General features: G+C 58.5%; 19 protein-coding genes and 1 pseudogene. 13 read left to right on the plus strand and 7 right to left on the minus strand.

What is annotated here, in order from left to right; genetic code table 11:
* Positions 1-121 precede the first annotated feature (121 nt).
* Positions 122-1,600: an ATP-dependent RNA helicase RhlB gene (gene rhlB / locus JZ00_RS14070; protein WP_039591511.1), complete on the minus strand. Its 1,479-nt coding sequence runs from the start codon at positions 1,598-1,600 to the stop codon at positions 122-124.
* Positions 1,601-1,698: 98 nt separating this feature from the next.
* On the minus strand, positions 1,699-2,355 hold the full coding sequence (locus tag JZ00_RS14075; protein ID WP_039591510.1) for an alpha/beta hydrolase: 657 nt from the start codon (positions 2,353-2,355) through the stop codon (positions 1,699-1,701).
* A 471-nt stretch (positions 2,356-2,826) separates the two neighbouring features.
* Between JZ00_RS14075 and JZ00_RS14080 the strand changes: the two genes are divergently transcribed.
* The 4 genes from JZ00_RS14080 (at position 2,827) to JZ00_RS14095 (ending at position 6,988) form a co-directional block, all read left to right on the plus strand.
* Positions 2,827-3,858, plus strand: coding sequence for an amino acid ABC transporter substrate-binding protein (locus tag JZ00_RS14080; RefSeq protein ID WP_039591509.1), 1,032 nt, complete (start codon positions 2,827-2,829; stop codon positions 3,856-3,858).
* A gap of 65 nt (positions 3,859-3,923) precedes the next feature.
* On the plus strand, positions 3,924-5,105 hold the full coding sequence (locus JZ00_RS14085) for an amino acid ABC transporter permease (protein ID WP_039591508.1): 1,182 nt from the start codon (positions 3,924-3,926) through the stop codon (positions 5,103-5,105).
* 10 nt (positions 5,106-5,115) lie between these two features.
* Positions 5,116-6,213 carry an amino acid ABC transporter permease gene (locus JZ00_RS14090; protein WP_039591507.1) on the plus strand — a complete coding sequence of 366 codons (1,098 nt, stop codon included), beginning with the start codon at positions 5,116-5,118 and terminating at the stop codon, positions 6,211-6,213.
* Between the two features lie 10 nt (positions 6,214-6,223).
* Positions 6,224-6,988, plus strand: a complete 765-nt coding sequence (locus tag JZ00_RS14095) for an amino acid ABC transporter ATP-binding protein (RefSeq protein ID WP_003178331.1) — start codon at positions 6,224-6,226, stop codon at positions 6,986-6,988.
* A gap of 59 nt (positions 6,989-7,047) precedes the next feature.
* On the opposite strand, the gene JZ00_RS14100 is transcribed toward JZ00_RS14095, so the two are convergent.
* Positions 7,048-7,530, minus strand: a complete 483-nt coding sequence (locus JZ00_RS14100; RefSeq protein WP_039591506.1) for a type II toxin-antitoxin system MqsA family antitoxin — start codon at positions 7,528-7,530, stop codon at positions 7,048-7,050.
* Positions 7,527-7,838, minus strand: coding sequence for a type II toxin-antitoxin system MqsR family toxin (locus tag JZ00_RS14105; RefSeq protein WP_039591505.1), 312 nt, complete (start codon positions 7,836-7,838; stop codon positions 7,527-7,529). The genes JZ00_RS14100 and JZ00_RS14105 overlap by 4 nt, the downstream gene beginning before the upstream one ends.
* A gap of 164 nt (positions 7,839-8,002) precedes the next feature.
* On the opposite strand from JZ00_RS14105, the gene JZ00_RS14110 reads away from it, so the two are divergent.
* The 5 genes from JZ00_RS14110 to JZ00_RS14130 all read left to right on the plus strand — a co-directional run bounded on the left by JZ00_RS14110 (position 8,003) and on the right by JZ00_RS14130 (position 11,917).
* Positions 8,003-8,662 (plus strand): FadR/GntR family transcriptional regulator, encoded by a 660-nt coding sequence (locus JZ00_RS14110; RefSeq protein ID WP_039591504.1) that lies wholly within the window; start codon positions 8,003-8,005, stop codon positions 8,660-8,662.
* Positions 8,652-9,980 (plus strand): CynX/NimT family MFS transporter, encoded by a 1,329-nt coding sequence (locus JZ00_RS14115; RefSeq protein ID WP_039591503.1) that lies wholly within the window; start codon positions 8,652-8,654, stop codon positions 9,978-9,980. Before JZ00_RS14110 ends, JZ00_RS14115 begins: the two co-directional genes overlap by 11 nt.
* Positions 9,981-10,067: 87 nt before the next feature.
* Complete coding sequence (locus tag JZ00_RS14120) at positions 10,068-10,538, plus strand: nuclear transport factor 2 family protein (protein WP_039591502.1); 471 nt, start codon at positions 10,068-10,070, stop codon at positions 10,536-10,538.
* A 40-nt stretch (positions 10,539-10,578) separates the two neighbouring features.
* Entirely contained in the window at positions 10,579-10,902 is a 324-nt protein-coding gene (locus tag JZ00_RS14125; protein ID WP_039591501.1) for a GIY-YIG nuclease family protein, read from the plus strand.
* A 79-nt stretch (positions 10,903-10,981) separates the two neighbouring features.
* Positions 10,982-11,917, plus strand: a complete 936-nt coding sequence (locus tag JZ00_RS14130; protein WP_039591500.1) for a glutathione S-transferase family protein — start codon at positions 10,982-10,984, stop codon at positions 11,915-11,917.
* A gap of 50 nt (positions 11,918-11,967) precedes the next feature.
* On the opposite strand, the gene yejK is transcribed toward JZ00_RS14130, so the two are convergent.
* Positions 11,968-12,735: a nucleoid-associated protein YejK gene (gene yejK / locus JZ00_RS14135; RefSeq protein WP_082112089.1), complete on the minus strand. Its 768-nt coding sequence runs from the start codon at positions 12,733-12,735 to the stop codon at positions 11,968-11,970.
* Between the two features lie 122 nt (positions 12,736-12,857).
* Between yejK and JZ00_RS14140 the strand changes: the two genes are divergently transcribed.
* A complete protein-coding gene (locus tag JZ00_RS14140; RefSeq protein WP_235433086.1) occupies positions 12,858-13,298 on the plus strand; it encodes a site-specific integrase in 441 nt (146 codons plus the stop codon).
* Here the strand turns inward: JZ00_RS14140 and JZ00_RS30205 are convergent.
* Positions 13,272-13,694: pseudogene (locus JZ00_RS30205) on the minus strand (IS3 family transposase); the annotation flags it as partial. The gene JZ00_RS14140 and the pseudogene JZ00_RS30205 overlap by 27 nt on opposite strands.
* A 381-nt stretch (positions 13,695-14,075) precedes the next feature.
* On the opposite strand from JZ00_RS30205, the gene JZ00_RS14145 reads away from it, so the two are divergent.
* From JZ00_RS14145 to JZ00_RS14155, 3 genes are all read left to right on the plus strand, one after another.
* Entirely contained in the window at positions 14,076-15,029 is a 954-nt protein-coding gene (locus JZ00_RS14145) for an acetaldehyde dehydrogenase (acetylating) (protein WP_020191427.1), read from the plus strand.
* A 1-nt stretch (position 15,030) separates the two neighbouring features.
* Positions 15,031-16,053: a 4-hydroxy-2-oxovalerate aldolase gene (gene dmpG, locus JZ00_RS14150; RefSeq protein WP_020191428.1), complete on the plus strand. Its 1,023-nt coding sequence runs from the start codon at positions 15,031-15,033 to the stop codon at positions 16,051-16,053.
* 93 nt (positions 16,054-16,146) lie between these two features.
* Positions 16,147-17,541 carry a GntP family permease gene (locus JZ00_RS14155; RefSeq protein WP_020191429.1) on the plus strand — a complete coding sequence of 465 codons (1,395 nt, stop codon included), beginning with the start codon at positions 16,147-16,149 and terminating at the stop codon, positions 17,539-17,541.
* A 22-nt stretch (positions 17,542-17,563) separates the two neighbouring features.
* On the opposite strand, the gene JZ00_RS14160 is transcribed toward JZ00_RS14155, so the two are convergent.
* Positions 17,564-18,316 carry an IclR family transcriptional regulator gene (locus JZ00_RS14160; RefSeq protein ID WP_020191430.1) on the minus strand — a complete coding sequence of 251 codons (753 nt, stop codon included), beginning with the start codon at positions 18,314-18,316 and terminating at the stop codon, positions 17,564-17,566.
* Between the last annotated feature and the right edge of the window lie 118 nt (positions 18,317-18,434).

Raw genomic sequence — 18,434 nt, forward strand, 5'->3', positions numbered from 1 at the left:
TGCTCCGAGTGTCTCGTATAAACTAATTTGTCCATTATGGACTTTTAGTTTTATCGGGCAATATCCCCAGGCAAAAAAAAGCGCAGCCTTTGCGGGCTGCGCCTCTTGTCTCGTCAAGCGGTTAAGGCCGCTTACGCTCAACCGGTCGCAACAGATGAGTCGGCGGCATCTCGCAGCTGATCTTGCGACCCAGCAGCGCTTCGATCGACGGCAACTGGTAAGAGTCATCTTCGCCAGCGAAGCTGATCGAAACCCCCGCGGCCCCGGCACGACCGGTGCGGCCGATACGGTGCACGTAATCGTCCGGCACTTCCGGCAGGGTGAAGTTGATCACGTGGCTGATGCCATCAATGTGGATGCCGCGGCCGGCCACGTCGGTGGCAACCAGCACGCGGATCTTGCCTTCGCGGAAACCTTCGAGGGTCTTGATGCGCTTGTGCTGGGGCACGTCGCCGGAGAGTTGGGCGGCGTTGACGCCATCGCGCACCAAGCGTTCTTCGATGCGGCGCACTTCGTCCTTGCGGTTGGCGAACACCATCACCCGCTCCCAACCGTTGTCGTTGACCAGGTTGTAAAGCAGCTTGTATTTGTCGGCACCGGCGACTGCGTAGATGTGTTGTTCGACGTTTTCGCTGGCGACGTTCTCGGCTTCGATCTCGACGATGGCCGGGTCGGTCGTCCATTGCTTGGCCAGGTTCATCACGTCTTCGGTGAAGGTGGCGGAGAACAGCAGGGTCTGGCGTTCGCTTTTCGGCGGGGTCTGGCGAATGATCTGGCGCACCTGCGGGATGAAGCCCATGTCGAGCATGCGGTCGGCTTCGTCCAGCACCATCACCTCGACCATGTCCAGGTGAACGTCGCCGCGCTGGTTGAAGTCCAGCAGGCGGCCCGGCGTGGCGACCAGAATGTCGCAGTGGCGGGCTTCGAGGTGCTTGAGCTGCTTGTCGAAGTCCATGCCGCCCACGAACGTCATCACGTTCAGGCCGGTGTACTTGGTCAGGTCGGCGGCGTCCTTGGCGATCTGCACCACCAGCTCGCGGGTCGGCGCGATGATCAGTGCCCGCGGTTCACCCATGTAGCGTTCCCTGGGCGGCGGGGTCTGGAGCAACTGGGTAATGATGGAGATCAGGAACGCGGCGGTCTTGCCGGTACCGGTCTGGGCGCGGCCGATGGCATCTTTGCCGGCGAGGGTGTAACCGAGCACTTGCGCCTGGATCGGCGTGCAGTAAGGGAAACCCAGGTCCTGGATGGCATGCATCAATTCGGGGGCGAGCTTGAAGTCGTGGAAGCGGGTCTTGCCTTCCTGGGGTTCCACGACGAAGTCTTCGAGCTTCCAAGCGACGACGGGCGGTTTTGGTGCGCGTTCGCGGCGTGGCCTTGGCGCTTCGCTGCGTGGCTTTTCATCGGCCGGTGCGGCGACGGGCTGGGCAGCGGGGGAGGTCGTGGGCGTTGTTTTTGCCTGCGCAACCGGCGGAGCGGTCCGGCGCGGTTGTTGCGCATCGGTGCGGCTCGGGGCTTGGACTGGCGCGCTGGAAACAGGCGCGAGCTGCTCGGCCTCGCTTTTACCGAACATCTTCTTGAGTGCTTTGAGCACGGTCATCTCATCGATTGGTTAAGGAATGTACGCCGGCCAGTGTAATGCAAGAAACGGGCGCGGCGTAGTGTGTTCATCAAAGCGTTGACGTGGCGATTGGCCTCTTAGCGCAGCCGCTCGGCCAGCCAGGTGCCGATGTCGCGAATCTCCTCGGGTAACACTTCGTGGCCCATTGGGTATTCTCGCCATGTCACGGTGACACCATGCTGCTTCAGATACTCCTTCGCAGTCCGGCCCATCGGGTTGAGTACCACTTCATCGTATTGTCCGTGCAGCGCCAGCACCGGAATGCGTTGCTGGCTCGCAGACAATTGCAGTTCTTCGCCGAACGTTGGGGCATAAGTGGACAGGGCGATCACGCCACCCAGCGGCCCCTGCCATTTGACGAACGCTGTGTGATAGACCACGGCGCCGCCCTGGGAAAAACCCGCGAGGAAGATTCGCGAAGCGTCTATTCCGCAGGCTCGCTGGGTTTTCATCAGGTCAATGACCCGCTGTGCCGAGCTTTCCAATTGGTCTTCGTCAATCGCTCGGGCCGGGCGCAGGGCGCGAATGTCGTACCAGCTCGGCATGGCATAACCGCCGTTGATCGTGACGGGCTGGGTCGGTGCCTGGGGCAAGACGAAACGCGTGGTGTGCAGACTTTGCTGCAACATTTCGGCTACCGGCATGAAGTCGTATCGATCGGCACCCAGGCCGTGGAGCCAGATTACGCACGCGTCGGCGGTGCCAGGGGGCTCGAGAATCAAGGGGTCGGTCATGGTGTGCTCCAAAAATGTGCGGGCGCGCTCAATCAGTGCGTGTTTACGGTGCGCGCCTGGCGCCTCAGTTAATTACATGTCGCAATGCTACAACTTTTTGTCTTGACGTTCCCAGTAAGGGACAAGCGCAGCGGTGTGGTACGGGCTTTGCTATTGGTTTAGCCGAGTGATGATTCTTACGCTGCGCGGTAACACTATCAGCTCGACGCGACGCATGGGATATCAGAAATCCGGTGATGGATGTTCGCCAATAGCCGCTACGGGCTTCGCGAACGTGAAGGGCTACAGCCCGTTCGGCCGATTGGTGAGAAGTGAGCAGGCCGCTGTTTATGGGCGCTCTCATTAATAGACTCATAGCGAAGGCCCAGACGTCGGTTGACCCTAAAAAAAGCCAACAAGGGTCGGCAATGCCTCAAAAGGGTGCGACAGGGCTCGAGCTCCGACACAACAAGAGCAAAACTGGAGGTTTGAATGAAGTTACTGAAATCCACCCTGGCAGTCGTGACTGCAGCAGCAGTCCTCGGTGTCAGCGGGTTCGCTCAGGCGGGTGCAACCCTGGATGCCGTGCAGAAGAAAGGTTTTGTGCAATGTGGTGTAAGTGATGGCCTGCCGGGCTTCTCGGTGCCTGATTCCACCGGCAAGATCGTCGGTATCGACGCTGACTTCTGCCGCGCCGTGGCCGCAGCGGTATTCGGTGACGCGACCAAGGTCAAGTTCAGCCAGTTGAACGCCAAGGAGCGCTTCACCGCGCTGCAGTCGGGCGAAATCGACGTGCTGTCGCGCAACTCCACCATGACCAGCTCCCGTGATGCTGGCATGGGCCTGAAGTTTCCTGGCTTCATCACCTACTATGACGGCATCGGTTTCCTGGCCAACAGCAAATTGGGCGTCAAGAGCGCCAAGGAACTGGACGGTGCGACCATCTGCATCCAGGCCGGTACCACCACCGAGCTGAACGTGTCCGATTACTTCCGCGCCAACGGCCTGAAGTACACCCCGATCACTTTCGACACCTCCGATGAAAGCGCCAAGTCGCTGGAATCCGGTCGTTGCGACGTGCTGACTTCCGACAAGTCCCAACTGTTCGCCCAGCGCAGCAAGCTGGCTTCGCCGAAGGACTACGTGGTTCTGCCAGAAACCATTTCCAAGGAGCCACTGGGCCCGGTCGTGCGTAACGGCGACGACGAGTGGCTGGCTATCGTGCGTTGGACTGGCTACGCCATGCTCAACGCTGAAGAAGCAGGCGTGACTTCGAAGAACGTCGAAGCTGAAGCCAAGTCCACCAAGAACCCGGACGTTGCCCGTATGCTGGGCGCTGACGGTGAATACGGTAAAGACCTGAAGCTGCCGAAAGACTGGGTCGTGCAGATCGTCAAGCAAGTCGGCAACTACGGTGAAATGTTCGAGCGCAACCTCGGCAAGGACACCCCGCTGCAGATCGATCGCGGTCTGAACGCTCTGTGGAACGCAGGCGGCATTCAATACGCACCACCAGTGCGCTGATGGTTCTATCACCCGGTGGGCCAACCACCGGGTGATGTTCTGTTCCATTCCTTGCGGGGCACTTCATGCAAAATTCAATCGGCGCACCTAAGCAGAGGCTCAGCCTCAGCGATCCACGAGTGCGTGCGTGGGTATTTCAGATCGTCACCATCGTGGCGGTTATTTCGCTGGGCTGGTTTCTGTTCGATAACACACAAACCAACCTGGAACACCGGGGCATCACTTCCGGTTTCGGCTTTCTGGAGCGCAGTGCCGGTTTTGGCATCGCTCAAACCCTGATCGACTACACCGAGGCGGACAGTTATGCCCGCGTCTTTGTCATCGGGTTGCTCAACACACTGCTGGTGACGTTTATCGGTGTGATCCTGGCGACGATTCTCGGTTTCATAGTCGGCGTGGCCCGACTGTCGAAAAACTGGATCATCGCCAAGCTAGCAACGGTGTATGTGGAGGTTTTCCGTAACATCCCGCCACTGTTGCAGATCCTGTTCTGGTACTTCGCGGTGTTCCTGACCATGCCGGGGCCGCGCGCCGCCCATAACTTCGGCGACACCTTCTTTGTCAGCAGCCGGGGCCTGAATATGCCGGCCGCGCTGGTGGCGGACGGGTTCTGGCCATTTGTGATCAGCGTCGTGCTGGCGATTGTCGCCATCGTGCTGATGACCCGCTGGGCCAACAAGCGTTTCGAAGCGACTGGCGAGCCGTTTCATAAATTCTGGGTGGGCCTGGCGTTGTTCCTGGTGATCCCGGCGTTGTGCGCCCTGGTCTTCGGCGCTCCTGTGCACTGGGAAATGCCGGAGCTCAAGGGCTTCAACTTCGTCGGTGGCTGGGTACTGATTCCCGAGTTGCTGGCATTGACCTTGGCACTGACGGTGTACACCGCGGCGTTCATCGCCGAGATCGTGCGTTCGGGCATCAAGTCGGTCAGTCACGGTCAGACCGAAGCTGCCCACTCCCTGGGCCTGCGCAACGGCCCGACCCTGCGCAAGGTGATCATCCCGCAAGCCCTGCGTGTGATCATCCCGCCGTTGACCAGCCAATACCTGAACCTGGCGAAGAACTCTTCCCTGGCGGCCGGTATCGGTTACCCGGAAATGGTTTCGCTGTTTGCCGGCACGGTGTTGAACCAGACCGGCCAGGCTATCGAGGTGATTGCGATCACCATGAGCGTGTACCTGGCGATCAGTATCAGCATTTCCTTGCTGATGAACTGGTACAACAAGCGCATTGCGCTGATCGAGCGGTGAGGAAACGCGCATGACATCCCATACTTTCAAACCCGACATGCCCCCTCCGAGCAGCAGCATCGGTGTGGTGGCATGGATGCGCGCAAACATGTTCTCCAGCTGGCTCAATACGCTGTTGACGCTGTTTGCGTTCTACCTGATCTACCTGATCATCCCGCCGATCCTGCAATGGGCGATCCTGGATGCCAACTGGGTCGGCACCACCCAGGCCGACTGCACCAAGGAAGGCGCCTGCTGGGTGTTCATCCAGCAGCGCTTCGGCCAGTTCATGTACGGCTATTACCCGACGGGCCTGCGCTGGCGCGTCGACCTGACGGTATGGCTGGCTGTGATCGGTGTTGCGCCGCTGTTCATCTCGCGCTTCCCCCGCAAGGCGGTCTACGGCCTGAGCTTCCTGGTGCTGTATCCGATCATCGCCTGGTGCCTGTTGCACGGCGGCGTGCTGGGCCTGGATACCGTGGCGACCAGCCAGTGGGGCGGCCTGATGCTGACGCTGGTGATCGCCACCGTCGGTATCGCTGGCGCCTTGCCGCTGGGTATCGTCCTCGCCCTGGGCCGTCGTTCCAACCTGCCGGCGATCCGCGTGGTCTGCGTGACCTTCATCGAGTTCTGGCGCGGCGTGCCGTTGATCACGGTGTTGTTCATGTCCTCGGTCATGCTGCCGTTGTTCCTGCCAGAAGGCATGAACTTCGACAAGCTGCTGCGGGCGCTGATCGGCGTGATCCTGTTCCAGTCGGCCTATGTGGCCGAAGTGGTGCGCGGTGGCCTGCAAGCGATTCCCAAGGGCCAGTACGAAGCGGCTGCGGCGATGGGCCTCGGTTACTGGCGCAGCATGGGCCTGGTGATCCTGCCGCAAGCCCTGAAGCTGGTAATCCCCGGGATCGTCAACACCTTCATTGCATTGTTCAAGGACACGAGCCTGGTGATCATCATCGGCCTCTTCGACCTGCTCAACAGCGTGAAACAAGCTGCCGCCGACCCGAAATGGCTGGGCATGGCCACCGAAGGCTATGTGTTCGCCGCCCTGGTGTTCTGGATTTTCTGTTTTGGTATGTCCCGCTATTCCATGCATTTGGAACGCAAGCTGGACACTGGCCACAAGCGTTAGGAGTTGACTCATGAGTGAAGCGATCAAACAGCCTGTGAGCCCTGAAGGCATTATTCAGATGCAGGGCGTCAACAAGTGGTACGGCCAGTTCCACGTGTTGAAAGACATCAACCTGAACGTCAAGCAGGGCGAGCGCATCGTGCTCTGCGGCCCGTCGGGCTCCGGCAAGTCCACGACCATCCGCTGCCTCAACCGCCTGGAAGAGCACCAGCAGGGTCGCATCGTGGTCGATGGCGTGGAGCTGACCAACGACCTCAAGCAGATCGAAGCGATCCGCCGTGAAGTCGGCATGGTGTTCCAGCACTTCAACCTGTTCCCGCACCTGACCATCCTGCAGAACTGCACGCTGGCACCGATGTGGGTGCGCAAGATGCCCAAGCGCAAGGCCGAGGAAATCGCCATGCATTACCTGGAGCGCGTACGCATTCCAGAGCAGGCGCACAAGTACCCGGGCCAGCTCTCCGGCGGTCAGCAACAGCGTGTGGCGATTGCCCGTGCCCTGTGCATGAAACCGAAAATCATGCTGTTCGACGAGCCGACTTCGGCCCTCGACCCGGAAATGGTGAAGGAGGTACTCGACACCATGATCGGCCTGGCTGAAGACGGCATGACCATGCTCTGCGTGACCCACGAAATGGGCTTCGCCCGTACCGTAGCCAACCGCGTGATCTTCATGGACAAGGGTGAAATCGTCGAACAGGCAGCGCCAAACGACTTCTTCGACAACCCACAGAACGACCGCACCAAGCTGTTCCTGAGCCAGATCCTGCATTGATCGGCGCTAGGCAGTGAAATAAACCCGGACTTGTCCGGGTTTATTTTTTTGCAGCGGACTCAGTGAGTCGTGAGGGTTTCGTGCTCTTTGTGCACCGTCGTCTTGAATCCCCTCAAGTCCGCACCTTCAGCCAGGGCTCGTGCATCTGCAAGCAAATGCGGATAGCGATCAAGCAGGCGCATCAGCAGCACCAACGCTTTTGATGGCAATACCTCACCGCGTTCGTAGCGGGAAAACGCGTTGTGCCCACCACCTGACAAAAACGACACCGCTTCTTTTTGCGACAACTGCAGTTTGCGGCGGATGCGTTTGATCTCTTCGCCGATCATCCCCCTGGCCGCATTGACCAGCTCATCACCTGCGTGGTCGTAGCGATCCGAGCAGCTTGAATCGAGCTCGACTTCGCCGCACATCTGACATTCCCAGCCAGACAAGTCATCGACCCGGCGTTCCAGTCCCTTGACGCTGATGGTTTCGCCGCGACCTTCGAAATGCAACATGCCCTCCGGGGCACCACAGCTGAAGCATTGTTGGTGTTTCATGAGTTTTGCTCCTTGAAGGAAATTACCGGAGGGCCTCCGCTGGGGCGGTACGTCACCTTCAGGTAAATCTGCAGACCGTGTGAATTGGCGTGGTAGACGTCATGCCAGACTCGATGATCGTCATAGGTGGTCATCGATTTGTAGAATTGTTTTCGCTCAAGCCCATGGATGACCTGCTGCATGTCCGAGACGTTTAGACCAAGCGTCCGAGCAGTGTTCTTCGCAGTGCTGGTGAAAGCTTTCCCTTTAAGCCGCCTGACATCCGCCTGTATCGCCACCAAGGCGTAATGGGGTGTGTTCTTTTCCATGGAACGGTGTGCCTTGTCCTTAAAATTACCCTTAAAGGGTAATTTTGATCAATCGAAAATCTCGCTTCTTTTTCTCTCATTGACCCTAGGCGGTTGCTGTCCTACGCGAAGCTGACTAACATGTCAGAAAATTCATCCTATGATTGGATGAAAGGGCGGACTCTATGTCAGATATTTCTCCATTAATGAAACGCTCCTTGGTCGATCAGGCCCTGGAGCAATTGCGCCGCCGAATCAGCGAGGGGGTGTGGGCCGTCGGCCAGCGCTTGCCCACCGAGCCGGAACTGGTGGCGGAGTTGGGGATCAGCCGCAACACGGTGCGCGAAGCCATGCGCGTGCTGGCGTTTTCCGGGTTGATCGAGATCCGCCAGGGCGACGGCAGCTACGTGCGGGCGGTGGTCGATCCGCTGGATACTCTCAAGGTGCTGTCGCGCTGTTCGCTGGAACAGGCCCGGGAAACTCGGCACATCTTGGAAGTAGAGGCCATTGGCCTGGCGGCGCTGCGGCGCACCGATGAGGATTTGCTTGCGTTGCGCCAGGCGCTGCGAACCAGCGGCGAGCATTACCACGGCGACCTGGAGCACTACATCGCCTGCGACCTGGTGTTTCACCGTCTGCTGGTGGATGCCGCGCACAACCCCGCACTGAGCGAACTCTATCGCTACTTTTCCAGCGTTATTGGCGCACAGCTGCGCCAGAGCCTCAACATCATCCCCCGCCATCAACATGTTTTCGACCTGCACGTCGAAATCCTCGAAGCCGTCGAAAGCCAGGACCCGGAGCGGGCCAAGGCCCTTTGCCGGCAGTTGATCAATGAACCCTGAACCAGAGCTTTCCATGTCCCGCGATTCGCTTGACCGCACCACGGCGACGACGCACAAACGCGCCGCCGAACTCGAAGAACTGCTGATCGACGCCGAAGCCGACGACGAGCAGGCCCAGCAGAGCCACCCGTTGGTACGACGTCCCTGGCTGTTGCTGCTTGGGTTGATTCTGGTGGCGCTGAACTTGCGTCCGGCGCTGTCGAGCATGGCGCCGCTGCTCAGTGATGTTTCAAAAAGCCTTGGCCTGTCGGCCGCGCAAGCGGGGTTGTTGACGACGTTGCCGGTGCTTTGCCTGGGTCTGTTCGCGCCGCTGGCGCCGGTGCTGGCGCGGCGTTTTGGTGCCGAGCGCGTGGTGTTGGGGATCTTGCTGACGCTGGCTGGCGGGATCGTCCTGCGCAGCTCGTTCGGCCAGTTCGGCTTGTTCGCCGGCAGCATCCTGGCGGGCGCCAGTATCGGTGTGATCGGCGTGCTTTTGCCGGGCATCGTCAAGCGCGACTTCGCCAAGCACGCCGGCGCCATGACCGGTGTCTATACCATGGCGCTGTGCCTGGGCGCCGCGATGGCGGCAGGGGCGACGGTGCCGCTGAGCCAGCACCTCGGCGGCAGCTGGGCCTTGGGCCTGGGTTTCTGGGTAGCCCCTGCGCTCCTGGCGGCAATGTTCTGGTTGCCACAAGTCGGCCAGAAACACGGTGCGCATCAGGTGGCTTACCGGGTCCGGGGCTTGCTGCGTGATCCGTTGGCCTGGCAAGTGACCTTGTACATGGGGCTGCAATCGTCCCTGGCCTACATTGTATTCGGCTGGCTGCCGTCGATTCTCATCGGTCGCGGGCTGAGCCCGACCGAGGCCGGGCTCGTGCTGTCCGGGTCGGTCATCGTGCAGTTGATCAGTTCCCTGAGTGCGCCTTGGCTGGCGACGCGGGGCAAGGACCAGCGGCTGGCTATTGTTGTCGTCATGCTCATGACCCTGGGTGGCTTGTTCGGTTGCCTTTACGCACCCATCGATGGGTTGTGGGGCTGGGCGATATTGCTGGGGTTGGGGCAGGGCGCGACGTTCAGCCTGGCGCTTACCCTGATCGTGTTGCGTTCGCGCGACGCCCATGTGGCCGCCAACCTGTCCGGCATGGCCCAGGGGTTCGGCTATACGCTGGCGTCGCTGGGGCCCTTCGCGGTGGGCCTGGTCCACGACTTGACCGGAGGCTGGAGTGCCCTGGGCTGGATCTTCGGTGTGATTGGCCTGGGGGCGATCATCGCGGGAATCGGGGCCGGTCGGGCGCTGTATGTGGGTGTGGTCAGTGAAAGAGTCACCGAGTCTCATTGATATCATTTTCATGGCGAATGACGATGGTCTTCCCGACGGTGGCGGATTATCGTGCAGGCCTATCGAACCGTTTTCCGGAGCCTGTCCATGAGTGATGCCCACAATGCCCTGATCACCCGCTTCTACCAGGCCTTCCAGCGCCTGGATGCCGAAGCCATGAGCGATTGCTACACCGACGACGTGGTGTTCAGCGATCCGGCATTCGGCGAACTGCGCGGGCGTGATGCCGGGGACATGTGGCGCATGTTGACCACTCGGGCCAAGGATTTTTCCCTGACCTTCGACAACGTGCGCAGCGACGAGCGGACCGGCGGCGCGCATTGGGTGGCGACGTACCTGTTCAGCCAGACCGGCAATATCGTGGTCAATGATATCCAGGCGCGTTTTGTCTTCCGCGACGGCAAGATTTGCGAGCACCATGACAGCTTCGATCTGTGGCGCTGGTCCCGCCAGGCATTGGGCACCAAGGGCCTGCTGCTGGGCTGGACGCCGCTGGTGCGCAACGCCGTCAGGGCCCAGGCGCTCAAGGGGCTGCGGGCGTTCCAGGCCAGTCGCTGATAAGATCGCGGCTTGTTTCCTACCTGCTTGCTGAACATCTGTGACGACCGCCAACGAATCTTCCGACCTGTGCGTGCCCGAGGCGACCGAGCCGGGCAAGCCCTGGTTCGTCTATCTGGTACGGGCCGCCAATGGCTCGCTGTACTGCGGCATCAGTGATGATCCGGTACGGCGCTTTGCCAAGCACCAGAGCGGCAAAGGCGCACGCTTCTTTCTTTCCAGCCCGGCGGTGGCGCTGGTGTACACCGAGGCCTGTCGCGACAAGGGCGAGGCCCTGCGCCAGGAGCGGCTGATCAAGAAACTCAGGAAAAGCGCCAAGGAATGCCTGGTGGCCAGCGCGACGGCGCCGGATCAATCGCACTGATAGGCCTTTATCACGCGGGTAGGCTGTTGCCCGATGTCACGCTACAGTGCGGGTCTTCTTCCCTGCATTGGCGAATCTCATGTCAGAGCTGATCCTTCACCATTACCCGACATCACCATTTGCCGAAAAGGCCCGCCTGCTGATGGGCTTCAAGGGCCTGGCCTGGCGATCGGTGAACATCCCTGCGATGATGCCCAAGCCCGACCTGACCGCCTTGACCGGCGGCTACCGCAAGACGCCGGTGTTGCAGATCGGCGCGGATATCTACTGCGATACGGCGTTGATCGCTCACCGGTTGGAGCAGGAAAAAGCCTCGCCGGCGCTGTTCCCTGAGGGCCGAGAAATGATCGCGGCGTCCTTCGCGGCCTGGGCCGATTCGGTGGTGTTCCAGCATGCGGTCAGCCTGGTGTTCCAGCCTGAATCGGTGGCGGTGCGCTTTGCCAGGCTGACGCCTGAAGCCATCAAGGCATTCATCAGCGACCGCGCCGGCCTGTTCAGTGGCGGCACGACCACGCGCTTGTCCGCCGAACAGGCCAAGCACCAATGGCTGACGATCATGGCGCGGCTTGAACAACAGTTGCTGCGTGAGGAGGGGGATTTCCTGTTGGGCGATGCTTCCATAGCCGACTTCGCCATGGCCCATCCGCTGTGGTTTCTCAAGGGCACGCCAGTCACTTCGCCGTTGGTGGATGAATATCCGGCCGTATCGGCCTGGCTCGCACGGGTGCTGGGCTTTGGTCATGGCGCGCCGAAAGAGATGAGTTCCGAAGAGGCGTTGGACGTAGCTCGCAACGCCACGCCGACAGCGTTGCCGGATGAACTGTTCAATGACCCGAATGGCTTTGTGGCGGGGCAGCAGGTGACCATCGCCGCGACGGATTATGGTGTCGATCCGGTGGCCGGGGAGCTGGTGTTTGCGGGTAGCGAAGAATTGGTTCTGCGGCGCGAGGATGAGCGTGGCGGGGTGGTGCACGTGCACTTTCCGCGGTTTGGCTTCAGGGTCGAGGCTCGATGAACAACGCATGATCTTGTGGGAGCCAGCAAGCTCGCTCCCACAGGGAGTGCTCAATTACGGCGCTTGAGCTGATCCGTCAGGGATGTCGGCAAGCCCTTGATGATCAGCGTGCCGGCCTCCTCGTCATACTCGATCTTGGAGCCCAGCAGGTGCGCTTCGAAGCTGATGGACAAGCCTTCGGCGCGGCCGGTGAAGCGGCGGAACTGGTTGAGCGTGCGTTTATCGGCGGGGATTTCTGGCGATAGGCCATAGTCCTTGTTGCGGATGTGATCGTAGAAGGCTTTCGGGCGCTCTTCATCGATCAGCTCGGACAGTTCTTCCAGGCCCATGGGCTCGCCGAGCTTGGCCTGGCTGCTGGCGTAGTCCACCAGGGTCTTGGTTTTTTCCCGGGCATCGTCCTCCGGCAGGTCTTCGCTCTCGACGAAGTCACTGAAGGCCTTGAGCAGGGTGCGGGTCTCGCCGGGGCCGTCGACGCCTTCCTGGCAGCCGATGAAGTCACGGAAGTATTCCGAGACTTTCTTGCCGTTCTTGCCCTTGATGAACGAAATGTACTGCTTGGACTGTTTGTTGTTTTGCCATTCCGACACATTGATCCGCGCCGCCAGGTGCAACTGGCCCAGGTCCAGGTGACGGGACGGGGTCACGTCCAGTTCATCGGTGACTGCCACGCCTTCGCTGTGGTGCAGCAGGGCGATGGCCAGGTAGTCGGTCATGCCCTGCTGGTAATGCGCAAACAGCACGTGGCCACCCACCGACAGGTTGGATTCTTCCATCAGTTCCGGAGCGTCACTAACTGTTATATTAGATTTATCATTCATAAATCAATTACTTACCTAATTTAACTTTTTTCGTGATTTTTTGTGCGGAGCGACTTAGTGCTTCTTCCCTCGCCTAGCATTATTTCCATGGTAACCGTTCAAGGCATGCGGAGTGGCTGTGCATGACCACCCGCCGCGCTACTTCGCTTCGCCCTGGACAATTCAAGCACTTGATCCGTGTTGCATCCGTAACTGGCCGCATGCCAGAGCGTGATGTGATGCTGTTGTGGCTCACCCACACCACCGGCATTCGCGTCACCGAGCTGGCTATGCTGGAGGTGGACGACGTGCTCTATCCCAGCGGTGCCATCAAACCCGAGGTCTACTTGCGGGCTGACATCACCAAGGGCTGCCGACCGCGCAATGTGTACCTGACCCATGCCCGCTGCCTCGCCGCGCTCGATGCGTGGCTTGCCGTGCGCCTACAACGCCGCTGGGGCTTCTCCGGCGCCGATGAGTATCGTGGGCTTCGCCCAGGATCAAAGCTGGTCATGACGCACAAAGGGCAAGCCTTTGAACTGGCGTTCAAGCACCGCCAGTTGGACGGCGGGCCAATGGCCTAGCTTCTGACCACCGACTTTGAATTCAGTAACATCGGTTACCCACTTTTTATTGGGCTGCGGCGCCGCAAACTCGCGCTTCAGAACATTAGGCGCGGCGTTGCCGACTTCCCCTTTGTAGGCGCGGTATTTCTTCACGCGCACCAGGCTCTTTAGCCCAAGTTGCGCCATCAATCGCTGAACCGTTTTGTGGTTGACGAGGTGGCCAGTGTTTCGGACCGCAGCCGTTATCCGACGATAGCCATATCGCGCCTTGTGCTGGTCGAACGTCGAACGAATCCGGGCTTTCAGAACCGCATATTTATCCGCTGCTTGCAGCGCCTTTTGCTGATAATAAAACGTGCTTCGTGCCAAACCGGCAAACGTCAGCAGGCTTTCGAGAGAGTGCAGCGGCCTCAGTCCTCGACTGCGTAATCGAATGCTCCCAACGCCCGGAGATAGCCGCCTGAGGCTAGGGCGTAGTAAATCGAACGGGTGATTTCGAACGCCTCACACAAGCCGTCAGCAGGATCAAGAACGAGGTTTGCCAGTTTATGGGCTACCTTGGCAGAGCAATCGGCTTCGTTAATGCAGGTTCAACGCGCCACGTAGCGACTGGATCCTTGCCCCCCCTGTTTAAATCCCCCTCCTTATCAAGATCCTATTTTTCCAAAAATATCACTATATGATATTAATAATCACATATTGACAACTTTGATGCTGAATCCTAATCTGCCCACTAAACGTCACAGGCGACTTGTTCGCCTTAACCTCGAAATCACAATCACAAGAGAGGGGAGCATGGTGGGTTTTCAAAAGCTGAAAGTTGCCATTATTGGTTCCGGCAATATCGGCACCGACTTGATGATCAAGATCCTGCGTAACGCTAAGTATTTGGAGATGGCGGCCATGGTCGGTATCGATCCGGCCTCTGACGGTCTGGCCAGAGCTGCACGCATGGGTGTGGCAGTAACCCATGAAGGGGTTGAAGGACTAACGCGCCTCGACGTGTTTAAAGACATCGATTTTGTATTCGATGCCACATCGGCGGCGGCTCACGTGAACAACGATGCTTTCCTGCGCTCGATCAAGCCCGGTATTCGCCTGATTGACCTGACACCTGCCGCAATTGGCCCTTACTGTGTCCCGGTGGTGAACCTCGAACAAAATCTCGATCAACTCAACGTCAACATGGTCACGTGTGGGGGGCAGGCCACTATTCCAATGGTTGCAGCAGTTTCACGCGTGACCAAAGTGCACTACGCCGAAATTGTCGCTTCGATTGCCAGTAAATCAGCCGGTCCCGGAACTCGGGCCAACATTGATGAGTTCACCGAGACCACTTCCAAAGCCGTTGAAGTGCTCGGTGGCGCAGCCAAGGGTAAGGCAATCATCGTCATGAACCCGGCCGAGCCGCCATTGATGATGCGCGACACCGTCTTTGTGTTGTCCGAAGCGGCTGACCAAGCTCAGGTAGAGGCGTCCATAGTTGAAATGGCCACCACTGTTAAGGCCTACGTTCCGGGCTATCGTCTTAAGCAAAAAGTGCAGTTCGACCTCATCCCGGAAAATGCCCCGCTGAATATTCCAGGAATTGGCAGGTTTTCAGGTCTTAAAACCTCAATATTCCTTGAGATTGAAGGTGCGGCCCATTACCTGCCTGCTTACGCGGGCAATCTCGACATCATGACCTCCGCTGCCTTGGCAACTGCCGAGCGCATGGCGCAGTCAATGCTGAGCGCCCGAGGAGACTGACATGACGTTTAACCTTGAAAAAAAACTTTATATCTCTGACGTGACACTGCGCGACGGCAGTCATGCCATTCGCCATCAGTATTCCCTGCAAAACGTACAGGATATCGCCCGCGCTCTGGACAAGGCTCGTGTCGACTCAATCGAAGTGGCTCACGGGGATGGCCTGCAAGGTTCAAGCTTTAACTACGGCTTTGCCTCTCATACGGACTTGGAATGGATTGAGGCTGCCGCAGATGTCATCACTCACGCGAAGATCACAACCCTTCTGCTACCAGGTATAGGTACTGTTCACGATTTGAAGGCAGCCTATGACGCTGGAGCTAGAGTGGTCCGTATCGCGACCCATTGCACCGAAGCAGATGTCTCAAAGCAGCACATTGAGTACGCCCGTGAGTTGGGTATGGACACCGTCGGTTTTCTGATGATGAGTCACATGATTCCGGCCGAGCAGTTGGCAGCCCAGGCCAAATTGATGGAAAGCTACGGTGCCACCTGCGTGTACATGGCTGACTCTGGCGGTGCGATGAATATGCAAGATGTACGGGATCGTTTTCGTGCATTCAAGGCGGTGCTTAACCCACAAACCGAAACCGGTATGCATGCTCACCACAACCTCAGTCTAGGTGTCGCCAACTCCATTGCCGCCGTTGAGGAAGGTTGCGATCGCATCGACGCCAGTCTTGCAGGTATGGGGGCGGGAGCTGGAAATGCGCCGCTTGAAGTGTTTATCGCTGCTGCCGAGCGGCTTGGTTGGAATCATGGCACCGACCTTTACACGCTGATAGACGCTGCGGATGACATTGTTCGTCCGTTGCAGGACCGCCCGGTTCGGGTAGACCGAGAGACTCTGGCACTGGGTTATGCCGGGGTGTACTCGAGTTTCTTGCGTCATGCCGAGATTGCTGCCCAGAAGTACGGCCTCAAGACCTTGGACATACTGGTCGAACTAGGCAAAAGGCGCATGGTAGGTGGGCAGGAAGACATGATCGTGGATGTTGCCCTGGACTTGCTCAAGAAGGATTGAGCCGCGTGCTGGGGCGTGGCATTGAAACGCCCCAGCAACCCCGTCAGACAGTTGTACGTCCCCCAATAACTAAAATAATGTGGAGCATTACAGATGGACGTTATCGTCATCCTTGCCGCTTTGGCGTTCCTTATTTTCATGGCTTACCGCGGATTCAGCGTCATCATTTTCGCCCCTATTGCTGCATTAGGTGCAATTTTGCTGACTGAACCCGCAGCAGTAGCACCCGCCTATTTCGCTATATTTTTGGAAAAGGTGGCAATGTTCGTTAAGAACTTTTTCCCGGTGTTTCTACTTGGGGCGCTGTTCGGAAAACTGATCGAAATCTCCGGCAACTCACGAGCCATCAGCGCTGCATTGATCCGCCTGGTAGGCAGTCATCGAGCCGTGCTCGTGATTGTATTGGCGTGCGCAATTCTGACTTACGGCGGCGTGTCATTGAATGTTGTGGTATTTGCGGTATACCCGTTCGCCGCCGAGTTGTTCCGTCAAGGCCAGATTCCCAAACGCCTGATCCCAGGCGCAATCGCCCTGGGCGCGTTTACCTTCACCATGGACTCGCTACCAGGAAGTCCTCAGATACAGAATATTATTCCGACTACTTTTTTTCAGACCAGCACGTGGGCGGCCCCTTGGTTGGGCACAATTGGCGGGGTAATGATTTTCGCTGCAGGCATGCTCTATTTAGAGTCGCGCAGGCGCGCGGCCCTGCGTGCAGGAGAAGGCTATGGCACGGGCCACATCAACGAGCCGCTTCCTGCTGACCCGAATGAAAAACTGTCCCACCCACTGATCGCTCTGCTACCTCTGATAGTGGTGTGCGTCGTAAATTTTTACCTGATCCGACTGATTCCGCAGCTTTATGGGGATAAGTACAGCCTGAGCATCGGAGGCATGGTTGCGCCCGCTGTTATCGACATTAAAACCTACGCGGCGGTGTGGTCGGTACTTGGCGGGCTGCTCGCAGGCATTATCACGCTGATGCTTACACGTGGTCATGTGATCCTGCCAAAATTTGCAGAAGGTAGTAAAGCTGCAGCTGGAGGGTCGATTTTAGCGGCCATGAACAGCGCGACTGAATATGGTTTCGGGGCCGTGATGGCAATTCTCCCAGGCTTCGTCGTCGCAGCCGCGGCACTGAAAGCGATTCCTGATCCACTGTTGAATGAGGCTATTTCTATTACGGTGCTGTCGGCGCTGACAGGTTCTGCTATCGCGGGGCTGAGTATCGCCCTAGGTGCCATGGCCGAGACTTTTATTTCCTCGGCGCATGCAGCAGGCATACCTCTGGAGGTTTTCCACCGCATAGCTTCCATGGCTAGCGGCGGGATGGATACACTGCCCCACAACGGCGCAGTCATCACATTATTAATCGTGTGTGGCCTTACACATCGCCAGTCTTATGGCGATATCTTCGCCATAACCATCATCAAGACCCTGGTGGCAGGTCTAGCAATTGTGCTGTTCTACACCACGGGAATTGTTTAACCGAACTGAGCTACAGCGTGTATCAGCCGCCCAATTCGCGACCGATACACGCCGCACTGTTTTGCACGACGGCAATCAACGCCTGCATCCTCGCGGCATCCATGTGCTGAACTGTACTCGATACGCTGACTGCACCGACTATCTGGCGACTGGCATCACGAATCGGTGCCGCGACGCAGCGAATCGCTTCGTCATCCTCACCCAGGTCAAATGCATAACCTCCAGCCACATAACCGCGCATCAACGCCAACCAGTTCGACTCGCCCTTAGCGTTGCAAAAGTCACTGGTAGTGTCTTGCCGATACAGCTCAGCCCAACGCTGCTCCGTCTCGTCCAGCAGCAGTGCCTTGCCAACACCTGTACTGCAGAGACGCTTACGACCACCAATCAACGAGCTGACCTGCACGGCGCGCGAACCGGCAATTTTGTCCAGATACACCACTTGTTCATCCAGCACGGTCGCCAAATGCACAGTGTCGTGGGTCAGGTCGGCCAAAGCCTGTAAGTGCGGACGGGCACGGGTCGCCAAGTCGGATTGGCGATGAGCTTTGAAGCCTAGCTCGATCAAATGCGGTCCGAGGCTGTAGCCCTTTCGCGCTTCGAAACGAAGATAACCGACCTGGACGAGCGCTGAGGCCAAGCGATGAGTCGTACTGACCGAAACGGCTAGGCGAGCACTGATCTCTGGAAGCGTGGTGAGGCCATCAGCAACGGCATCAACGACCTCCAGCCCACGAAAGAGGGTCTGGCTGGCGAGTTGGCGTGGAGGTTTCATAGGCACTGGCGCAGTCAACAATTGGGGGGAGTATTCTACCCTGCACTGCCACGAAGACCCAGCCAAAAGCCTCCAGTACAGACATGCCTGCGTGAAGGCGTGGGATCTAACTCTGTGC

The organism is Pseudomonas frederiksbergensis (assembly GCF_000802155.2).
Taxonomy (GTDB): Bacteria; Pseudomonadota; Gammaproteobacteria; order Pseudomonadales; family Pseudomonadaceae; genus Aquipseudomonas; species Aquipseudomonas frederiksbergensis_A.

What these genes read in the sequence shown, in the direction of transcription:
- rhlB (WP_039591511.1), bottom strand. Translation starts at nt 1,600, where the DNA reads ATGACCGTGCTCAAAGCACTCAAGAAGATGTTCGGTAAAAGCGAGGCC.
- JZ00_RS14075 (WP_039591510.1), bottom strand. Translation starts at nt 2,355, where the DNA reads ATGACCGACCCCTTGATTCTCGAGCCCCCTGGCACCGCCGACGCGTGC.
- JZ00_RS14080 (WP_039591509.1), top strand. Translation starts at nt 2,827, where the DNA reads ATGAAGTTACTGAAATCCACCCTGGCAGTCGTGACTGCAGCAGCAGTC.
- JZ00_RS14085 (WP_039591508.1), top strand. Translation starts at nt 3,924, where the DNA reads ATGCAAAATTCAATCGGCGCACCTAAGCAGAGGCTCAGCCTCAGCGAT.
- JZ00_RS14090 (WP_039591507.1), top strand. Translation starts at nt 5,116, where the DNA reads ATGACATCCCATACTTTCAAACCCGACATGCCCCCTCCGAGCAGCAGC.
- JZ00_RS14095 (WP_003178331.1), top strand. Translation starts at nt 6,224, where the DNA reads ATGAGTGAAGCGATCAAACAGCCTGTGAGCCCTGAAGGCATTATTCAG.
- JZ00_RS14100 (WP_039591506.1), bottom strand. Translation starts at nt 7,530, where the DNA reads ATGAAACACCAACAATGCTTCAGCTGTGGTGCCCCGGAGGGCATGTTG.
- JZ00_RS14105 (WP_039591505.1), bottom strand. Translation starts at nt 7,838, where the DNA reads ATGGAAAAGAACACACCCCATTACGCCTTGGTGGCGATACAGGCGGAT.
- JZ00_RS14110 (WP_039591504.1), top strand. Translation starts at nt 8,003, where the DNA reads ATGTCAGATATTTCTCCATTAATGAAACGCTCCTTGGTCGATCAGGCC.
- JZ00_RS14115 (WP_039591503.1), top strand. Translation starts at nt 8,652, where the DNA reads ATGAACCCTGAACCAGAGCTTTCCATGTCCCGCGATTCGCTTGACCGC.
- JZ00_RS14120 (WP_039591502.1), top strand. Translation starts at nt 10,068, where the DNA reads ATGAGTGATGCCCACAATGCCCTGATCACCCGCTTCTACCAGGCCTTC.
- JZ00_RS14130 (WP_039591500.1), top strand. Translation starts at nt 10,982, where the DNA reads ATGTCAGAGCTGATCCTTCACCATTACCCGACATCACCATTTGCCGAA.
- yejK (WP_082112089.1), bottom strand. Translation starts at nt 12,735, where the DNA reads ATGAATGATAAATCTAATATAACAGTTAGTGACGCTCCGGAACTGATG.
- JZ00_RS14140 (WP_235433086.1), top strand. Translation starts at nt 12,858, where the DNA reads ATGACCACCCGCCGCGCTACTTCGCTTCGCCCTGGACAATTCAAGCAC.
- JZ00_RS14145 (WP_020191427.1), top strand. Translation starts at nt 14,076, where the DNA reads ATGGTGGGTTTTCAAAAGCTGAAAGTTGCCATTATTGGTTCCGGCAAT.
- dmpG (WP_020191428.1), top strand. Translation starts at nt 15,031, where the DNA reads ATGACGTTTAACCTTGAAAAAAAACTTTATATCTCTGACGTGACACTG.
- JZ00_RS14155 (WP_020191429.1), top strand. Translation starts at nt 16,147, where the DNA reads ATGGACGTTATCGTCATCCTTGCCGCTTTGGCGTTCCTTATTTTCATG.
- JZ00_RS14160 (WP_020191430.1), bottom strand. Translation starts at nt 18,316, where the DNA reads ATGAAACCTCCACGCCAACTCGCCAGCCAGACCCTCTTTCGTGGGCTG.